The following is a 17,235-nucleotide window of genomic DNA, read 5'->3' on the forward strand; positions in this document are numbered from 1 at the left end:
GGGTGATCGGTGGTCCCGTGGCCTGCGCGCACCCTCCCGACCAGGGCAAACCGGCAACTCGACCAGTCCGGGCGAGTGTGAGACACAACACTGGCACACCCTATGCAACTGGTTGCATAGGGCTCGGGTTTACGCTTAGTGTCGAGAAGCGGATGGCCGCGGAGTCGCACCGCGGCGGACACGACAGGAGCAGTCAATGACCGAATCGAAGCCGCTCGCGGGTAAAACGCTGATCATGTCCGGCGGCAGCCGTGGCATCGGCCTGGAGATCGCCAAGCGGGCCGCGGCCGACGGCGCGAACATCACCCTGATCGCCAAGACCGACAAGCCGCATCCCAAACTGCCCGGCACCATCCACACCGCCGCCGCCGAACTAGAGGCCGCCGGCGGCAAGGTGCTGCCCTTCGTCGGCGACGTGCGCATCGACGAGTCGGTCGCCGAGGCCGTGCGCCAGACGATCGAGCAGTTCGGCGGCATCGACATCGTGGTCAACAACGCCTCGGCCATCGACCTCTCGCCCACCGACGCGTTGCCGATGAAGAAATACGACCTCATGCAGGACATCAACTGCCGCGGCACATTCCTGCTGTCGAAGCTGTGCATCCCCGCGCTGCGCGAATCCGCCGCGGCCGGGCGCAACCCGCACATCCTCACCCTGTCGCCCCCGCTGAACCTCGACCCGAAATGGGCCGGCTCCTCGCTCGGCTACACCATCGCCAAGTACGGCATGTCGCTGACCACCCTCGGTCTCGCCGAAGAGCTGAAGTCCGACGGCATCGCCGTCAACTCGCTGTGGCCGCGCACCACCATCGCCACCGCCGCGGTCAAGAACCTGCTCGGCGGCGAGGAAATGGTCGCAACCTCCCGCACCCCCGACATCTACGCCGACGCCGCCTACCTGGTCCTGACCTCCCCCTCGACCGAAACCACCGGCAACTTCTTCATCGACGACGACGTCCTCGCCGCCCACGGCATCACCGACCTGGACAAGTACCGCGTCACCCCGGGCGACGGACCGCTGACCACCGACCTGTTCCTCTGACCGGTTTCAATCCGTCCCGAACACCACGGCTCGCAGCAGCGGACCGTGGCGTTCGGCCGTCACGGCCCTGGGTCACGAGGCTCTTCCCGCACCCGCCGGGTCTGCTGTTCGAGCTCATGCGCTAGTTCGCAGGCTCGGTAATCGGACTTGTATTCGCTGGTCTTCCGAGTGGCGCGAAGCTTCGCGTCGAATTCTTCCAGTGTGCTCATCGCGAGTATTCCCTGTGGTCGGAGAGGTCTCCCAAGCCCGCGGAGCTGCGCAATCGGCGGCACATCGTGGGTTTGTGCGGCAGTATTTCGGTATGGGGAGGATCAAGCTTGCGGCGTGGGTGTCTGCTGTGGTTGCGATGGTGTTCGTTGCTGTCGGGTGCACCGGATTGCCTGGGCGGCCGACACAGGTGAAGCAGTTGGATGCCGAGATCAGTGCCATGCCCGGCGTCGAATTGTTCTCCGCGTCGTACTCCAACAACATCACGCACGGGGCGGTGCTGGATCTATCGGTCCGGATGCTCGCGGCGACCGAGGGGCAGGTCGCCGCAGTTGCTCGGCGGATCAACGAGATCAAGGGCGACTACTTCGACGGATACGACCAGTCGGCAGACTTCACGGTGGGCAAGGGAATCAAACTTACTCGCGGGGAGCGGCTGGATCCGGAGCAGCTCGGGGCCGACACCCGCCTGATCAGGCAGATCGGCGGGGCGCTGCCCGGGGCGGACATCAGCTGGTTTCGCAACACGGGCAGCTCGATCGACATCCGCGAAGCGCCGCCGGTGGCGCAGTCGCTGGCGGCCGTGCGGGCGGCGCTGGGGGACGAACCGGTGAAAGTCGAGGTGATGCCCGCCGGTAATGAGCCCATGTGGCGGGTCGACTTCCCGTTCAGCGCCGAGCGTGAGCGGCAGATCGGCGATCAACTCACCAGCCTGCCGGTGAGCGTGACCGCGCTGACCATCGAGAACGGGCAGCTGTCCTACATGTCGGTCGGTGTGCGCGACGCAGCGTCGGCCTATGCCGATATCGCCGCGGTGATCGAGGCCGTCGGACCGACACCCGAGCACCCGCTGTTTCTGTGGTGGCACCTTCCTGGTACTTCCGGCGGGAGCGTGCATGTCGCGGGTTGCGGGTACGCCGGCACTGCAGGCGAGAAGGATCCGGAGAACCCGGAAGCTCTCGACCTGCAGCGCAGGGTGCGGGCAGCGTTCGACGGCTGCCCGTAACTGCGCCGGCTCCCGGACCGACCGCAGCGGCTCTAGAGCATGAGCAGAGGAAGCAGGGCGATCAGGAACATCAGCGCGGCGCAGGCCCAGGAGATGTAGACGAAGACCATGCCGGGGGTCTTCTGGGGGACCGGGCCGATGGCGCCGTTGAGGAAGATGAGGGCGGGGGCGCGGTAGTAGAGGCGCGCGGGCTGGCCTTCGGCTACGGGGACGGCGGTGGTGGCGGGGCCCATGTCGAACAGCCAGGGGGTGCTGACCTTGACGTGGTGCTGGCCGGGGCCGACCGGGATGTGGTTGGCGCCCCAGCGGGTGTTGGGCACCTGCTGGCCGTTGACGATGATCTTCGGCTTGGTGATGGCGAGCAGGAAGGCCATCGGCGTGTAGGACGCGTCGACGGTGAGGCCCGGCGGATCGCCCGGCATGCCCTGGCCGGCGGCCGGAGCGTGCGCGCCCGGAGCGCCGTAAGGCATCGGCGGCTGGTTGGGCATGGGTGGACGGCCCTGCGGCGGCATGCCCTGCGGCGGTTGACCGTACGGCCCGCCCTGCGGGAACGGCGGCGCGCCATTCGGCATCGGCGGACGGCCGGGCATCGGCTGTCCGGGCGCCGGATGCCCCATCGGCGGCTGACCGTATGGCGGAGCGCCCGGCGGCGCGTACTGCGGCGCACCCCCGAACTGCGGCTGACCTGGCACAGGCTGCGCCTGCGGCGCCCCCGGATAACTCATCGATTCCTCCCGAGATCGGCAACGTGCACGCGCACCCTACCGAGGTTTCGCCGGTGCCTCATGTCGAGCGGCAGGCCGGCGTCGTCATATTGATGCCCCGGCCGCCGTCCAGCGCCGCGGGCTCACTAGTACCTACCCATCTCGGGCGAGCTCGAACCCGTTGTCATCCGGCCATCGCCGACGAGTCCGGCACTCAGCGCGCCTCGGAACTCCCGTCGAACCCGTACAGCCGCTCCCAGTTCTCGCGACTGGTCAACTCCGGCATCGCCGCCCGGTACTGCTGTTGCAGCGCGGGCAGTTCGCGGCGCAGCCTGCGCAGCACCCGGATGGTGCGCAGGAGCAGTTTGCGCGCGGTCGCCTTGTCGCGGCGGCGAACTCGCACACCGGATTGGGAGGCGTCGGTGACGACGACGTGGTCGAACAGCGACACATGCCACCAGTGCGCGTCCTCGCGGGTGACGCCGACGATGCCGTGCTGGGTGCGGCCCGTCCACTGCGTGATGGCACGTTTGACCAGCACCGCGAGCAGCCGGCTCGGCTCACCGCCTGCCCGCCGGATCTGGATGTCGGCCGAGGGTACCGGCGGGGTCGCTGCCGGATGTTTCATCGTCTCGGCGTATTCGCCGCGGCTGGTGCGCGCTTTGGCCAGCGCCTCGATACCGCCGTCGCGCAGCACCTGCGGGCCGCGCAGGAAGTCCTCGATGCCCTGCAAGGTGGTGTGCGCGAGGCCGTACTGCATGGCCACCAGGTGTTCGGCCAGGTTGCGGAACAGCTGGCGGGTGATGGCCTTGCCGTCGAGATCGGTGTGCATGGCGCACACGATCAGCGAGTTGCGGGTGCTGAAGTAGCGGGCCCAGTCGTCGAAGTCTTTCCAGTAGAAATCGGCGTGCCAGACCGCGGCATTGGGCAGCGTCACCGTGACGAAGCCGTGCTCGCGGGCGCGGACGCCGTATTCGACGTCGTCCCACTGGAAGAAGATCGGGATCGGCAGCCCGATCTTCTTCACCACCTCGGCCGGGATCAGACAGGTCCACCAGGCGTTGTAGCCGGCGTCCACGCGCCGTTCCTGGTTCTTCTTCAGCATGCTGGTGTTGCGCAATGCCTTCGGCACCTTCTGCCCGTGCATCAGCTTGTCCAGATGCACTTCCTCGGCGCCGACATTGAGGTAATCGGGGTTGAGCAGGAACAGCATCTGCGCGCCGACCAGCGTCGGTTCCACCGTCAGATTCGCGAAGGCGTTGAGCCGCAACACCGTTTCCGGTTCGCAGAGGATGTCGTCGTCCATCAGGATGACGTCGGCGTGCTCGTTGGCGCCGGACACCTCGTAGAGCCCGCGGGTGAAACCGCCGGCCCCGCCCAGGTTGGGCTGACGGATGTAGCGCAGCTTGTCGCCGAAGACGGGCAGCGTCTGCTGGAACAGCGGCCGGTCCTGCACCAGGTCGGTGCCCTGGTCGACCACGTAGACCGCGTCGATGGCGGAGAGCACGACGGGATCGGAGGCCAGCGCGGCGACGGTGTGCGCGCAGTCCTCGGCCCGGTTGAAGGTGCAGATGGCGATGGCGACCGGGCGCACCCGTTCCGGCGCGGCGGTGGTCCAGGTGAGTTCGGAGATGCCGAGTTCGGCGCCGACCGCGTCGAACTCCAGCCAGAGCGCCCCGCCGTCGACGTACTGGTCCAGCGGCGCGGACAGGGTCAGCGGGCCGCTGGCCTCGACGTCGGCGCTGGCGATGATGCGCCGGTGCCCGGCGATATCGGAGGCGACCAGCCGCACCCGCGCCTTGTTCGCCACCTCCAGCGTCATCGTCGCCTCGACGGCGGTGACGGTGGTCCAGCGCTGCCAGTAGCTGGCCGCGAACCGCCCGAAGTAGGTGTTGGTGTGCGCGAGCGCGCCCTTCTCCAGCCGCAGCGTCTGCCGCTCCCGCGTCGAGCGGCCCTTGACCACGGCGTAGAGCTCATCGCTGACCTTCGGCGACGGGCCGGTGAAGATCCCTCGTTGCAGCACCAGTCGATCCGGCGCCGGGTGGGAGGCGACACGCAACGCGTCCGGAGCGATCTCCGCACGATCGTTCGTTTCGGTAACGGCCTGGGTAGCCGACTGGTCCATGAAGTCCTCGAAATTCCTCATTGTGCCGACGGGACAGACATGTCCCCGGATACGGTTCGCGGCGGGAGCGAGGATATCAATCGCACACGCCGTAAGCCCGCCGAGTCGATACCCGGCCCTCCGGTCGGATAACCCCGCTCATTCGGCGCCGACCCGTTCCGGAGCGGGGGCGCTCTTGCCGACGAAGACGAACTTGTCGTAGGCCCAGTAGCGGAACACCACGGCCACGATCTGGCCGATCAGGGTGCCGGAGATGTTGTCCGACAGCGCGCTGGACAGGTCCAGCACGTAGCGGGAAAAGCCCAGGCAGCCCAGCTGCAAGCCGATCGCGATGACGTTGAACACCGCGTACAGCAGGTACTCGCGCCCTGGATTGTCGGTCTTCTTGTGCGCGAAGGTCCACCACTTGTTGCCGAAGTAGGTGACCACCGTCGCGACCGCGATCGCGATGATCTTGGCGGGCAGCGGCGCGTGATAGAGCACACCCTCCCCGCCCCAGAACACCAGCAGGTTGTAGGTGCCGGCGTCGACCAGGAAACCGATCGCGCCGACCACCAGGAACGCACTGCCCTGACGCAGCGCGGTGAACACTTTGCCGGTCAACGACGCGGGTGCCGCGGGCGCTGACCGCGGCGCGGGACTCGTCGGCTCACTGGGTGACACTCGGGCGACGGTACCGCAGGCACCTCGCTGGGGCGTTTGCCCGCGCGCACCTGTAATCTCCCGGTGTTCCCATTCACAGCCGACCTCGAGGATTGACCCGGGTGGATCCCACCGAGCTTCGCATTGCCGCCGTGGTCCCTTGCCACAACGAAGAGGCTTCGGTCGCCAAGGTCGTCACCGACCTGCAGGCCGCCGTGCCGGGCATCGTCGTCTACGTCTACGACAACCTGAGCACCGACGCCACGGCCGAACGCGCCCGCGAAGCCGGTGCGATCGTGCGGTACGAGAACACCAAGGGCAAGGGCAATGTGGTTCGCCGCGCCTTCGCCGACATCGAGGCCGATGTGTATCTGATGATCGACGGCGACGACACCTATGAGGCGTCGGCCGCGCCGCTGATGATCAAGACGCTGCTCGACGGCCCCTACGACCATGTGCTCGGTGTGCGCAAGCAGGACGAGGGCGCCTCGGCGTACCGGGCGGGCCACGAGACCGGCAACAAGGTGCTCAACGGCGTCGTCGGCAAGGTGTTCGGCGAGAACGTCGAGGACATGCTGAGCGGGTTCCGGGTGTTCTCCCGCCGCTTCGTCAAGAGCTTCCCCGCCGTATCGCGCGAGTTCGAGATCGAGACCGAGCTGACGGTGCATTCGCTGCATCTGCGGGTGCCGCAGACCTCGGTACCGGTGGGTTTCCGTGACCGCCCCGCCGGCAGCGAGAGCAAGCTGCGCACCTACCACGACGGTTTCAAGATCCTCGCGCTGATCATCGGGTTGGCCAGGCATGAGCGGCCGGTCGCCTTCTTCGGTCTGTTCGGCACGCTGAGCTGGCTGGTGTCGGTGATCCTGACCATTCCGATCGTCATCGAGTTCTACGATTCGCATACCGTGCCGCGTTTCCCGACGCTGTTCCTCGCCTTCACCCTGCTGCTGCTCGGCAGCCTGGCCTGGACCGCGGGCATGATCCTCGACGGCATCCGCCGGTCCAGGCATGAGACGGCGCGGCTGGTCTACCTGCGCTATTCGGCTCCCGGGGAGGACCCGCGTCCCGGCGAGGCCGGGCGTTGACCACCTCGGCCGACCGGAAATCCGCGGACCGCGAGGAGCCGGTCGACCCCGAGATCACAGCGACAGACTCCGCGGGCGACGCCTCGGCCCCGGCGACCACCGAGCGGGCATCCGCCGACGCTCCGGCGACCCCGGCCGCCGAGCCGGCGACCGAGAAGTCCTCGTCGGCCACGAACCCCCTGCGCCGCACCGCCGACACCCTGATCGCCAGGTTCGGCGCGGCCACCCTCGCCTTCACCATCCTCGCGACCCTGTTCGGCGCCGTCTTCGCGGTGATCACCCCGCCGTTCTGGGGCCACGACGAGATCACCCAATTCGGCCGCGCCTACCAGGTGGCGCACGGTGGGTTCCTGCCGCAGGAAATCGATGACGATCGCGGCGTCGCCTACGGCGGCCAGGCGCCCGCAGCCATCGACGCGCTGATGGGCTACTCCTTCCGCGACTACAACGACAACCCGGAAGAGCCGGGCCCGATGGTCGCCGATCCCGGCGGCTACGACCGCGTCGGCGGCGCCGAGGTGACCGCCGAGCACAAGACGATCTGGTTCACCAATACCGCCGCCTACTCCCCGGTGCCCTATGTGCCCGCCGCGATCGGCATCCGGCTGGCCACCCTGCTGAACCTGGACGCCGGTGGCATGGTGCTGCTGACCCGGCTCGCCGGGCTGCTCGCCTACCTCGTCGTGGTCGGGTTCGCGCTGTGGTCGTTGCGTAACTATCGCGTGCAGTGGCTGGCGTTCAGCGTGGCGTTGCTGCCGATCGCGGTGTTCCAGGCGGGCACCGTCACGGCCGACACGATGACCAACGCGCTGGCCATCATGGTGTCGGCGTTGCTGGTCAAGGCGCTGTTCCTGGGTCGGGGACTGGGCCGGGTGGAGACGACGGCGCTGCTCGCCGCGACGGTGCTGCTGCCGTTGAGCAAGCCGACCTACGTGCTGCTCGCCATGCTGGTGGTGCTGGTCCCGGCCAAGCGCTTCGGATTCTCCGGCCTGCTGCGCCGGCTGCCGTGGCTGTGCGCGGCCATCGGCGCAGCCGGGTTCGCGGTGTGGATGAAGATCGCCGCCCCGACCGGCGACGGCATGAGCCTGATGCGGCCGCGGCACCAGTGGTACACGGTGAATCCGGGCGAACAGCTCAGCAACATCCTCGGTGACCCGATCGGTTTCCTCGGCGTCTTCGGCGAGAGCATCGCCCGCCGCGATCAGGAGTGGTTCACCGAGTTCTTCGGCGAGCTCGGCTTCGGTTACGTGGATGTGCCCGCCATGTCGATCGTGACGTGCCTGCTGGCGTTCGCGGTCGGGCTCGGGATCGCCGAGCGGATGACGGCCCCGGATTTCCGGCGCACCCTCATCGTCGCGCTGACGATGGCGGCGAGCGTCGCGATGATCTACGTGACGCTCTACATGTCGTTCACGCCGGTCGATTTCTACATCATCGACGGCGTGCAGGGCCGCTACTTCGTGCCGCTGGCCATCCTCACCTTCGCGGTGCTGCTGCGCTGGATGCCATTGCGGCTCACCGGTGTCGGCGGTAAGGCGCCGGGCCGGGCGGCACCGGTCACCATCATGGCGGCGACGACGATCGCCTTGGCCGCGGCGGCCATCAAGTACTACGTAGTGGTCTGGGGCTGAGCGTCCCGCCGCGGCCCAGCCGTCTTGCCGGGCCGCGCACGCGAAGGCCTCAGTTGGGGCTGATCGTCGTCTCGCCGGCCGCCGCGTAGGCGCGTTCGGTGCGCTCCTTGTGCGGACGCCACCAGTCCTCGTGCGCGCGGTACCAGGCGATGGTGTCGGCGAGCCCGGCCCGGAAATCGGCGTAGCGGGGCCGCCAGCCGAGCTCCTCGCGCAACAGGCTCGCATCGATGGCGTAGCGCTGATCGTGGCCGGGCCGGTCGGTAACGTGATCGAAATCGTCCGGATCGCGGCCGAACGCCTCCAGGATCAGCCGCACAACGGTTTTGTTGTCGAGTTCGCCGTCGGCGCCGATGAGGTAGGTCTGCCCGATCCGGCCGCGTTCGAGCACATCCCAGACCGCGCGGTTGTGGTCCTCGACGTGAATCCAGTCCCGGATCTGATGGCCCGCCCCGTACAGCCGCGGCCGCACCCCGTCGATGAGATTGGTGATCTGGCGCGGAATGAACTTCTCCACGTGCTGGTACGGGCCGTAGTTGTTGGAGCAGTTCGACAGGGTGGCGCGCACCCCGAACGAGCGGGTCCAGGCCCGCACCAGCAGATCGCTCGAGGCCTTGGTGGCCGAGTACGGGCTGGACGGGTTGTAGGCGGTCTGCTCGGTGAAGGCCGGGTCGGCGGCGTCCAGGTCGCCGTATACCTCGTCGGTGGAGACGTGGTGGTAGCGCACATCGTGCCTGCGCACGGCCTGCAACAGCGAGTAGGTGCCGATGATGTTGGTCTGCACGAACGGCCACGGCTCGGTCAGCGAGTTGTCGTTGTGTGATTCGGCGGCGAAGTGGACCACCGCGTCGACGCCGCTGACCAGTTCGTCGACCAGATCGAGGTCGGAGATGTCGCCGTGCACGAAGTCGATGCGGTCGGCGACGGGCTCGAGCGAGGCCCTGTTCCCAGCGTAGGTAAGCGCGTCGAGCACGGTTACCGTGACGTCGGGCCGCTCGGTCACGGTCTGCTGGACGAAATTCGCCCCGATGAACCCGGCACCGCCGGTTACCAGCAATCGCACCCCACTTACCTTACGTCGCCTCGGGCGGGCTCCGGGCACCGCGGGCGTGGGCGAATTGCGAAGATAGCCCAGACATATGAGTGTGGCCTTGCTCGCTTTGCCTGCCGATCCAGCGAAAAGCCGGCTCCGCGAAATCCCTGGAAACTCCGCCCAGACGTACACATTTCCAGAACCGCACCGCGGTAAACGCTCCTCCGGTGAACAGAATTTGAACGAACGGACACAGCCGGTTCACCCACCGTTAGCTGTATTCCATTTCGATCATTTCGTCCCCTCCGAACGCTTTACATCGAGGTTCCAGAAATGCTGATGAGGAAATTCGCCGCGACTTCGGCGCTCGTGATCGCCGCGCTCGGCGTCACGGCAGGCACCGTCAACGCCGCGCCCGCCACCGAGACCGCCGTCAACTTCACCGCGCAGAGCACCGATTCGTCGACGATCATCACCACCGATGCCGGCTCGCTGGTCGTCGAAGACAACACCTTCAAGGTGAAGGCGAGCAACGGCACCGTGCTGGCCGGAACCCCGCTGTCGTTCCGGGTGGACGATTTCGAGTTCCCGATCGCCGCCGACATCTCCGGCCGCACCGCCACCCTGACCCCGCAGCTGGACATGGCCAAGGCCGTCTACAAGCCGGTCGCCCTGCCGTTCGAGGACCAGGCCAACTGGAAGACCCCCTATGACCGGGAGAAGGACGCCTTCAACCGGATGAAGGACACCATCAGCACCGGCGCCACCATCGCCACCCTGGTCGGCGGCATCGGCGGCGCGGCCGTCGGTTGTGTGCTCGGCGGCATCGCCGGCGCCACCGTCGCCTCGGCCACCATCGTCGGCCTGTTCGGCCCGTTCATCCCGGCCGCCGCGGTCGGCTGCATCGGCGGCATCCTCGCCGTCGGCGCGCTCGGCACCCTGGCCGGCCAGATCCTGATCACCGCGCCCGTCGCGATCGGCGCCGCGATCCAGTACTTCACCACCATCAACCAGCCGTTCAACCCGCCGGCCAAGTAATTCCCCGGCGTTCCCTACAGCAGGTGACCCCGTCCGGTTCCGACCGGGCGGGGTCTCTGCGGTGATCGCCGAATATTTGCCCCGAAATTACGGTAGGTATTTCGGATCACATTCCCGGCGGATTTCCGCCCGACTGATTCGCCGACTGTGCGGAATTGTTTACATACGGTTCACGCGGTACGCACCTGCTCGGCCTGTTCGATTCGGGCCCGGATGAATCGTGAGGCGCGGGCCAAGGCCGCCCGGCCCTCCGGCAGATTCGGCGCGATGCTCATGAAATCGTGCACCGTGCCGCGCCACAGCTCGAGCGAGTTCGGCACGCCCGCCGCGGTGAGCCGCCGCGCCATCAACTCGCTGTCGAAGCGCAGCAGCTCCTGTTCGGCCGCGATCAGCAGCACCGGAGGCAGCCCGGTCAGGTTCGCGTTGACCGGGGAGAGCTTCGGATCGAGTACGCCCGCGACCTCGCCGCCGAGCCGCACTACCGCGGTCAGCGCCGCCAGCGGGATGTAGGCGTCGCGCGCGGTTTTCTCGTACGCGCTTTTCGCGGCGTAATCGAGATCCAGCAGCGGGCTCAGCCCGAGAATCCCGGCCGGTGCGGGCAGCCCCGCCTGTTGTGCGGCGAGCACGGTGGAGAAGGCCAGCAGACCGCCTGCCGAATCGCCTGCGATGACGATGCGCGCGGGATCGACCCGGTGCCGCAGCAACCAGCGATAGGCCTCCAGGCAGTCGGCCAGCGACTCGGTGATCCGGGTACCGGGCAGCTGCCGGTACTCGACGTTCACCACCGGCAGCCCGGTCCGGCGCGCGAGTCCGGCAGCGACGGGCCGGTGGGTCCGGATGCCGCAGATCGCGAAGCCGCCGCCGTGGAAATACAGCACCGCACCGTGCCGCAGCGCCCGCGACGCTCCGGCGGGGCGCACGATCTCCATCCGGAAACCCTTCATCTTGACCAGCTCGCGGTCGATGCCGGCGGGTTCCGGGCGCAGCATCGACAGGCCGTCGATCAGCGCGGCGCCGACGGGCAGGGTCATCCGGTTGATCGGGAAGCTGCGCAGGACCGGTCGCACCACTCCGCGGAAGGCCGCCTCGAAGACCCGTCCTGGCGCACTCGGGCCGCCTGGATTGACCACGATCCCTGGTTCTTTAGTCGCACCCATCGCGCACCTGCCTCCGCTGGAGCGTCGAGCCCCGGCCGGACAGCAGCCCGGATGAGCGTCGACGCTGACGTTCACTCCGACCACCCGGCGGTTCAGAAGCGAGTACGTTTCACAACTCGCGGCCCCGGCACACCGCGTGACCGTTATTCGTGCAACAACAGTGCCCGAATCCGCTGTTCCCCATACCTGGTACCCGCACGCCGTAACCGTTTCGAACAGCACTCGGAATCTCCCCGAAGCCTGGACCGGCCGTGGTCCACGCCCGAGCAGAGGTTCGTCGCCGGCCGGCAGGCCACCGGTCGCCCATATCCCCCGATGGCCGGTCGCCCTTGTCCGGTTCTGCCCTGGCAGACTGTGCAGACATGCGCGGAATCATCTTGGCCGGCGGCACCGGGACCCGGTTGCACCCGATCACGCGCGGTGTCAGCAAGCAGCTGGTCCCGGTCTACGACAAGCCGATGGTCTACTACCCGCTGTCCACGCTGATGCTGGCCGGGATCCGCGAGATCCTGGTGATCACCACCCCGGAGGACGCGGAGTCGTTCCGGCGCCTGCTCGGCGACGGCACCCAGTTCGGCATCACCATCGACTACGTCGTCCAGCCCGAACCCGACGGCCTGGCCAGGGCCTTCGTCCTCGGCGCCGACCATATCGGCACCGACTGCGCGGCTCTGGTGCTCGGCGACAACATCTTCCACGGCCCGGGCCTCGGCACCAGCCTGAATCGCTTCGCCGGCCTGGACGGCGGCGCGGTGTTCGCCTACCGGGTCTCGGATCCGAGCGCGTATGGCGTCGTCGAATTCACCGGCGGCCGTGCGGTATCCATCGAGGAGAAGCCGAAAGTTCCGCGCTCGAACTACGCGATCCCCGGCCTGTACTTCTACGACAACGATGTCGTGGAGATCGCCCGCGGCCTACGCCCGTCCGCACGCGGGGAATACGAGATCAGCGATATCAACCGGGCCTACCTGGAGGCGGGCAAGCTGCGCGTCGACGTGCTCGCACGCGGCACCGCGTGGCTGGACACCGGCACCTTCGACTCGCTGCTGGACGCCGCCAACTACGTGCGCACCATCGAAGAACGCCAGGGCCTCAAGATCGGTGTGCCCGAAGAGGTCGCCTGGCGGATGGGTTACATCGACGACGAACAGCTGTGCGCGCTGGCCGACCCGCTGGTGCGGTCCGGGTACGGCAGCTATCTGCTCGATCTGCTCGAGCGCGGACGAGGCTGGTGAGGATGCGGATCCAGGAGATGTCGATCCCGGGCGCGTGGGTGTTCACCCCGCGCCTGCATGGCGACGAGCGCGGCACCTTCGCCGAGACGTTCAAGGCCTCGGAGTTCGAGAAGGCCACCGGCCGCCGCTTCGATCTGCTCCAAGTCAACACCTCGGTGTCGGCGGCCGGCGTGCTGCGCGGCATCCACTACACCGAAAACCCGCCCGGCCAGGCCAAATACGTGAGCTGCGTGCGCGGGGCGTTCCTCGATGTGGTGGTGGATCTGCGCGCGGGCTCGCCGACCTTCGGGCGCTGGGACAGCGTCGTGCTCGACGATGTGGATCGCCGTTCGGTGTTCCTGTCCGAGGGGCTCGGTCACGCGATCCTGTCGCTGGCCGACGATTCCACCGTCACCTACCTGTGCTCGCTGGAGTACTCCCCCGAATTCGACCATGATCTGGACGCTTTCGATCCGCAGCTGGCCATCGACTGGCCGCGCACCGATCGCGACGGCCGCCCGATCACCTATCTGCGTTCGCCGAAGGACGCCGCCGCGCCACGGCTGGCCGACCTCTGACCCGGTCCTGCGTCACAAGCGCAGGCCGGCAAGCCCTTCGGCGGGCAGGTAACGCGAAACCGCTGCGCTCAGCGGCAGTTCGCGCGCGCGTCGTCGATCGCCGTGCGCGCGTCGATCGCCGCCGATCGGATGCTGTCGAACGCCGCGCGGTACCGGTCGATATCGGGCGTTTTGTCCAGGTAGACCGGCCCGGTGAACGCCTCCACGTAGACCACCGGCGGCTCGGGCGCACCGTCCGCCGGGTCGGGCGCGGGGAATTCGAGCAGCACGAACGGCCCCGATTCGATGCCGCGGTGGTATTCGGCGTCGGAGGGCACCACCTGGATGCGCACATTGGGTAGTTCGCACATCAGCCGTAGGTGGTCGAGCTGGCCTGCCGTCACCGAGCGATCGCCGAGCGGCCGCCACAGCGCCGCCTCGCCGATCAACACGTCCAGCCGCAGCGGCGACTCGTCCCTGGTCAGCAGGGGCTGGCGGGCCATCCGCAGCCGCACCCGGCGCTCGATATCGGAATCCGATAGCTCAGGGCGCGCGGCCCGCAGCAGCGCGCGGGCATAGTCCTCGGTTTGCAGCAGGCCGGGAATCAGCTGGTCCTCGTAGGCGAACAGCCGCGAGGCTGCCTCTTCCAGCCCGATGTAGACCTCGAATCCCTCACCGATGACGTCGCTGTAACCGGTCCACCACCCGCGGGCCTTGGTCTCCTTGGCCAGCGCGGTGAGCGGGCCGACGGCCTCCGGTGGCGCCCCGTACACCTTGCACATGGCCTCCACATCCAGGCCGCGCAGCGAGGTCTGCCCGGTTTCGATGCGCCAGATCTTGGCCTCCGACCACTCCAATTGCTGCGCCGCGGCGCGCGTGGTCATCCTGGCCCGGTTGCGCAGATCGCGCAGTTGCCTGCCGAGGCGCCGCCTCGGCATGGTCGAGCCGGTGGTCCCCTGTGCTGCCAATGTTCCCCCTAGTTAGACGAACGGCATTGTTCCACAACGAAACCCGACGGCAATACCAGGGATGTCACAGGTAGGACAGGTGTCGCTTCCAGGACACTCACTTACGCAAGCCGCCGCGGCGGAACCGCCAGAACTGCACCGCGCGAACGTCTTCGGAGAGCTGGTTGACCGGCTCGGCCACATCGGACAGTGCCTGGAACAGGTCGTCGGCCAGGTCGCTGATGTGCTCGACCCGCGTGGCCAGCCGGGAGGCGTTCACCAGGAACTCCAGCACCAGCCGCACCGAGGCGGCGATGCTCAGCCCCAGCGGCACCGCGATCAACGCGGCGAAGATGCCGAGCAGCGCCGAGACCTGCCACATCAGCACCGTCAGCGCGATCGGGATACCGATGGCGAACAGCAGCCCGAGCAGATAGGCCAGCGGCAGCAGCGTCCGGGTGACGGGCCTGCGGAACTGCACATCGAGCAGGCCGCGCACGGCGTCGGCGCACCACTGCCGGAACGCGCGCCTGCTGACGAACGGCTCGGGCGAGGTCTCCTCTTCGGTGGCGCCCCCGGTGAACCGGCGCGCCGCCGTCGAGCGCCAGGTGATCCAGCGCGACTCGGCCTCCAGGTCGTCCGGTTGTGGCGACTCGGTGCGGTCGGACTCATCACTCATGCCGGGAATCCTTCCCGCTCCCGGCCCCGGAAACCAGCCCCGACCTCGTCACATCTGCCCCGGTGGCGGCCGCGAAACCGGGCGCCGGGCGCTCTAGCACCGATCGCTATTACTCGCCGGTAAATGAGACGAATCCGACAGTTGTGAAAAATTCGCGGAATCCCGTAACGCTTCGGGCACCTGCCCTCGATACGAACCATGAATGCAGGACCTGATCTGTAACGGGGAATGGAGAAGACAGTGCGCACGACGTTTCCGACTTCCGTCTCGGCGGACGCCATGTCCGCAGCCGCGCAGGACTACACCCAGCGCGGTTGGACGGTCGCCGAAACGGCCAACGGTCTGTGCCTGATCACCGATGACGACCTGTCCGCCATCGAGGTCAGTGGGGAGCTGGCCGCGGAGGTCCGTCGCTTCCTGCGTGCCAACAACCTGTCCGGACCGGTGATCGAGATCCCGGGGACCGAGCGTCGCGAGATCCACCTCGTCACCGGCGCCCGCAAGGCTGCCATGGCGATCGAGGCGCTGCGTGAGGCCGGGGCCACCGTCCACACCGACGGTGCGAGCATCCCGCTGCCGCCGACGCAGCTCTCGGCCGGGTCGGCCTGCTGGGGCATCGCCCCCGGCGAGGCCCGCTGGGTGCCGCCGGTGGTCGCGATCAGCGCCGCCGTCCGGGCCGCCGCGGCCCGCAAGCGCGGACAGCTCACCAGCGTCGCCTGCTGAGCCGGCACGAGTAGCACGGACGAGACCGTCCCATAGACAACAGCACACGGCAGACACCGACCCCGTCGTTTCCCCCGACGGGGTCTTTGCCGTACCACGAAAGCCCTTGCGCGCGGGGAGGTTCGCCGCGCGGTAACCCGGCGCCGAGAATCGAACGAACCAGTCTGTTTTGTCGATGCCCGGAAAACCTTGGGCGAGCTAGGGATTCGCCGACCCGGACTGGACGCATTCCGCTCCGCAACCGGGCGTTTGCCGGATAAAATTGACCAGCTTTCGTTTTAAGTCGCTGGTTCGACGAGGAGCCTCGACGGTCTCGAATCCGGCTATCTCAGGGGGCGCGCATGCGCGGCAGCGACGGCGAGCACGAACTACAGGAACGTCACGGCACCCAGGACCGGGCCCGGCGCTTCTACGACGACCAGGTCCGCGACCGGCTCAACGACCAGATGATCGAATTCGTCGGCCGGATGGATATGGCGTTCATCGCCACCGCCGACGCTCGCGGCGAATGCGATGCCAGCTTCCGGGCGGGCGAACCGGGATTTCTGCACGTGATCGACGAGCAGACGCTCGCCTACCCGGAGTACCGGGGCAACGGCGTGCTGGCCAGCCTCGGCAACATCCACACCAACCCGCACATCGGCATCCTGCTGATCGACTTCATGCGCGACCTGATCGGCCTGCACATCAACGGCTCGGCCCGCATCGTCGACGATGTCGCGCTGCGCGCCGGGGTGCCCGGCCTGCCGCCGAGCCGCCGCGGGCGCGAGGCCCAGCTGTGGGTGGTGGTCGACGTCGAAGAGGCCTATATCCACTGCCGCAAGCATATACCGCATCTGGTGCCCGCCACCCGTGAGCAGCGGGAATGGGGTACCGACAGCGTGCGCGCCAAGGGCGGTGACTATTTCGGCGTCAAGGCGGAGTCGCTGGTGGAGAGCTGAACGGGCCGGGCTCTAGTCGATCTTGAAGATGACCATCCGCTGCACCACGAAGTTGATCACGGTGGCGGTGCCCTGCGCGACGACGTAGGCCAGCGGCAACCGCCACCAGGTGTCGGGCAGTGCCTGGTACATCACCCAGTTGAGACCGACCTGTACTGCGAAGGTGACCGCGTACAGCGCGACCACCGCGATGAACCGGGCCCGGCTCGGCGGCGCTTGGAATGTCCAGCGCCGATTGATCACGTAGGCGGTGGTGGTGCCGGCGATGAAGCCGACCGCTTTGGCCAGGCTGACGTGCAGCCCCACCGCGTACAGCAGGGAATACAGGCCGAAGTCGACGATGGCCGACAACCCGCCGGTCACACCGAACCTGATGACCTGCGTCTTCAGATCCACATTGGTACCGCCCGGCTCGTCGACCAGCGGAAGCTCGACCGGAAGCGGCAGATGGGGTTCGGCACTCACGCGCACGAGACTATATGGACGCGGCCCGCGCCCACCGCGCAC

General features: G+C 67.8%; 18 protein-coding genes. 9 read left to right on the forward strand and 9 right to left on the reverse strand.

From position 1 onward, the window contains the following. Positions 1-196 precede the first annotated feature (196 nt). Complete coding sequence (locus tag FEK34_RS11430) at positions 197-1,042, forward strand: SDR family oxidoreductase (protein WP_138447821.1); 846 nt, start codon at positions 197-199, stop codon at positions 1,040-1,042. A gap of 59 nt (positions 1,043-1,101) precedes the next feature. Here FEK34_RS11430 and FEK34_RS29945 read toward each other — a convergent pair whose 3' ends face one another. Beyond that, positions 1,102-1,251, reverse strand: a complete 150-nt coding sequence (locus FEK34_RS29945; RefSeq protein WP_171048142.1) for a hypothetical protein — start codon at positions 1,249-1,251, stop codon at positions 1,102-1,104. A gap of 197 nt (positions 1,252-1,448) precedes the next feature. Here FEK34_RS29945 and FEK34_RS11435 point away from each other — a divergent pair, with 197 nt between their 5' ends. Next, entirely contained in the window at positions 1,449-2,255 is an 807-nt protein-coding gene (locus tag FEK34_RS11435; protein ID WP_138447822.1) for a hypothetical protein, read from the forward strand. Between the two features lie 32 nt (positions 2,256-2,287). Here FEK34_RS11435 and FEK34_RS11440 read toward each other — a convergent pair whose 3' ends face one another. The 3 genes from FEK34_RS11440 to FEK34_RS11450 form a co-directional block, all read right to left on the reverse strand. Next, positions 2,288-2,980 (reverse strand): hypothetical protein, encoded by a 693-nt coding sequence (locus tag FEK34_RS11440; RefSeq protein ID WP_249358996.1) that lies wholly within the window; start codon positions 2,978-2,980, stop codon positions 2,288-2,290. Between the two features lie 193 nt (positions 2,981-3,173). Then, positions 3,174-5,084 (reverse strand): glycosyltransferase, encoded by a 1,911-nt coding sequence (locus FEK34_RS11445; protein WP_432760950.1) that lies wholly within the window; start codon positions 5,082-5,084, stop codon positions 3,174-3,176. A gap of 138 nt (positions 5,085-5,222) precedes the next feature. Further along, the gene (locus FEK34_RS11450) at positions 5,223-5,747 is read right to left on the reverse strand and encodes a GtrA family protein (RefSeq protein WP_171048144.1); all 525 of its coding nucleotides are present in this window, start codon (positions 5,745-5,747) and stop codon (positions 5,223-5,225) included. A gap of 101 nt (positions 5,748-5,848) precedes the next feature. Between FEK34_RS11450 and FEK34_RS11455 the strand changes: the two genes are divergently transcribed. Then, on the forward strand, positions 5,849-6,811 hold the full coding sequence (locus FEK34_RS11455) for a glycosyltransferase (protein WP_138447823.1): 963 nt from the start codon (positions 5,849-5,851) through the stop codon (positions 6,809-6,811). Next, positions 6,808-8,442 (forward strand): DUF2142 domain-containing protein, encoded by a 1,635-nt coding sequence (locus tag FEK34_RS11460; RefSeq protein WP_138447824.1) that lies wholly within the window; start codon positions 6,808-6,810, stop codon positions 8,440-8,442. Before FEK34_RS11455 ends, FEK34_RS11460 begins: the two co-directional genes overlap by 4 nt. A 49-nt stretch (positions 8,443-8,491) precedes the next feature. Here the strand turns inward: FEK34_RS11460 and rfbB are convergent, their stop codons facing one another. Beyond that, positions 8,492-9,502: a dTDP-glucose 4,6-dehydratase gene (gene rfbB / locus FEK34_RS11465; RefSeq protein ID WP_138447825.1), complete on the reverse strand. Its 1,011-nt coding sequence runs from the start codon at positions 9,500-9,502 to the stop codon at positions 8,492-8,494. Positions 9,503-9,805: 303 nt separating this feature from the next. Between rfbB and FEK34_RS11470 the strand changes: the two genes are divergently transcribed. Next, entirely contained in the window at positions 9,806-10,510 is a 705-nt protein-coding gene (locus tag FEK34_RS11470; RefSeq protein WP_138447826.1) for a hypothetical protein, read from the forward strand. 170 nt (positions 10,511-10,680) lie between these two features. On the opposite strand, the gene FEK34_RS11475 is transcribed toward FEK34_RS11470, so the two are convergent. Beyond that, positions 10,681-11,667, reverse strand: coding sequence for an alpha/beta hydrolase (locus tag FEK34_RS11475; RefSeq protein WP_249359000.1), 987 nt, complete (start codon positions 11,665-11,667; stop codon positions 10,681-10,683). Between the two features lie 362 nt (positions 11,668-12,029). On the opposite strand from FEK34_RS11475, the gene rfbA reads away from it, so the two are divergent. Next, a complete protein-coding gene (gene rfbA, locus FEK34_RS11480; RefSeq protein WP_138447827.1) occupies positions 12,030-12,902 on the forward strand; it encodes a glucose-1-phosphate thymidylyltransferase RfbA in 873 nt (290 codons plus the stop codon). A gap of 2 nt (positions 12,903-12,904) precedes the next feature. Beyond that, entirely contained in the window at positions 12,905-13,459 is a 555-nt protein-coding gene (locus FEK34_RS11485) for a dTDP-4-dehydrorhamnose 3,5-epimerase family protein (RefSeq protein WP_138447828.1), read from the forward strand. 68 nt (positions 13,460-13,527) lie between these two features. Here the strand turns inward: FEK34_RS11485 and FEK34_RS11490 are convergent, their stop codons facing one another. Together FEK34_RS11490 and FEK34_RS11495 are read right to left on the reverse strand one after the other, a co-directional pair. After that, positions 13,528-14,406: a helix-turn-helix domain-containing protein gene (locus FEK34_RS11490; protein WP_249359001.1), complete on the reverse strand. Its 879-nt coding sequence runs from the start codon at positions 14,404-14,406 to the stop codon at positions 13,528-13,530. A 97-nt stretch (positions 14,407-14,503) separates the two neighbouring features. After that, a complete protein-coding gene (locus FEK34_RS11495) occupies positions 14,504-15,064 on the reverse strand; it encodes a DUF4282 domain-containing protein (protein ID WP_138447829.1) in 561 nt (186 codons plus the stop codon). A 240-nt stretch (positions 15,065-15,304) separates the two neighbouring features. Here FEK34_RS11495 and FEK34_RS11500 point away from each other — a divergent pair, with 240 nt between their 5' ends. Together FEK34_RS11500 and FEK34_RS11505 are read left to right on the forward strand one after the other, a co-directional pair. Beyond that, a complete protein-coding gene (locus FEK34_RS11500) occupies positions 15,305-15,787 on the forward strand; it encodes a hypothetical protein (RefSeq protein ID WP_138447830.1) in 483 nt (160 codons plus the stop codon). A gap of 341 nt (positions 15,788-16,128) precedes the next feature. Next, the gene (locus FEK34_RS11505; RefSeq protein WP_138447831.1) at positions 16,129-16,728 is read left to right on the forward strand and encodes a pyridoxamine 5'-phosphate oxidase family protein; all 600 of its coding nucleotides are present in this window, start codon (positions 16,129-16,131) and stop codon (positions 16,726-16,728) included. A gap of 12 nt (positions 16,729-16,740) precedes the next feature. On the opposite strand, the gene FEK34_RS11510 is transcribed toward FEK34_RS11505, so the two are convergent. Then, positions 16,741-17,199, reverse strand: a complete 459-nt coding sequence (locus tag FEK34_RS11510) for a GtrA family protein (protein ID WP_283206590.1) — start codon at positions 17,197-17,199, stop codon at positions 16,741-16,743. Positions 17,200-17,235 lie beyond the last annotated feature (36 nt).

The organism is Nocardia cyriacigeorgica (genome assembly GCF_005863245.1).
Taxonomy (GTDB): Bacteria; Actinomycetota; Actinomycetes; order Mycobacteriales; family Mycobacteriaceae; genus Nocardia; species Nocardia cyriacigeorgica_C.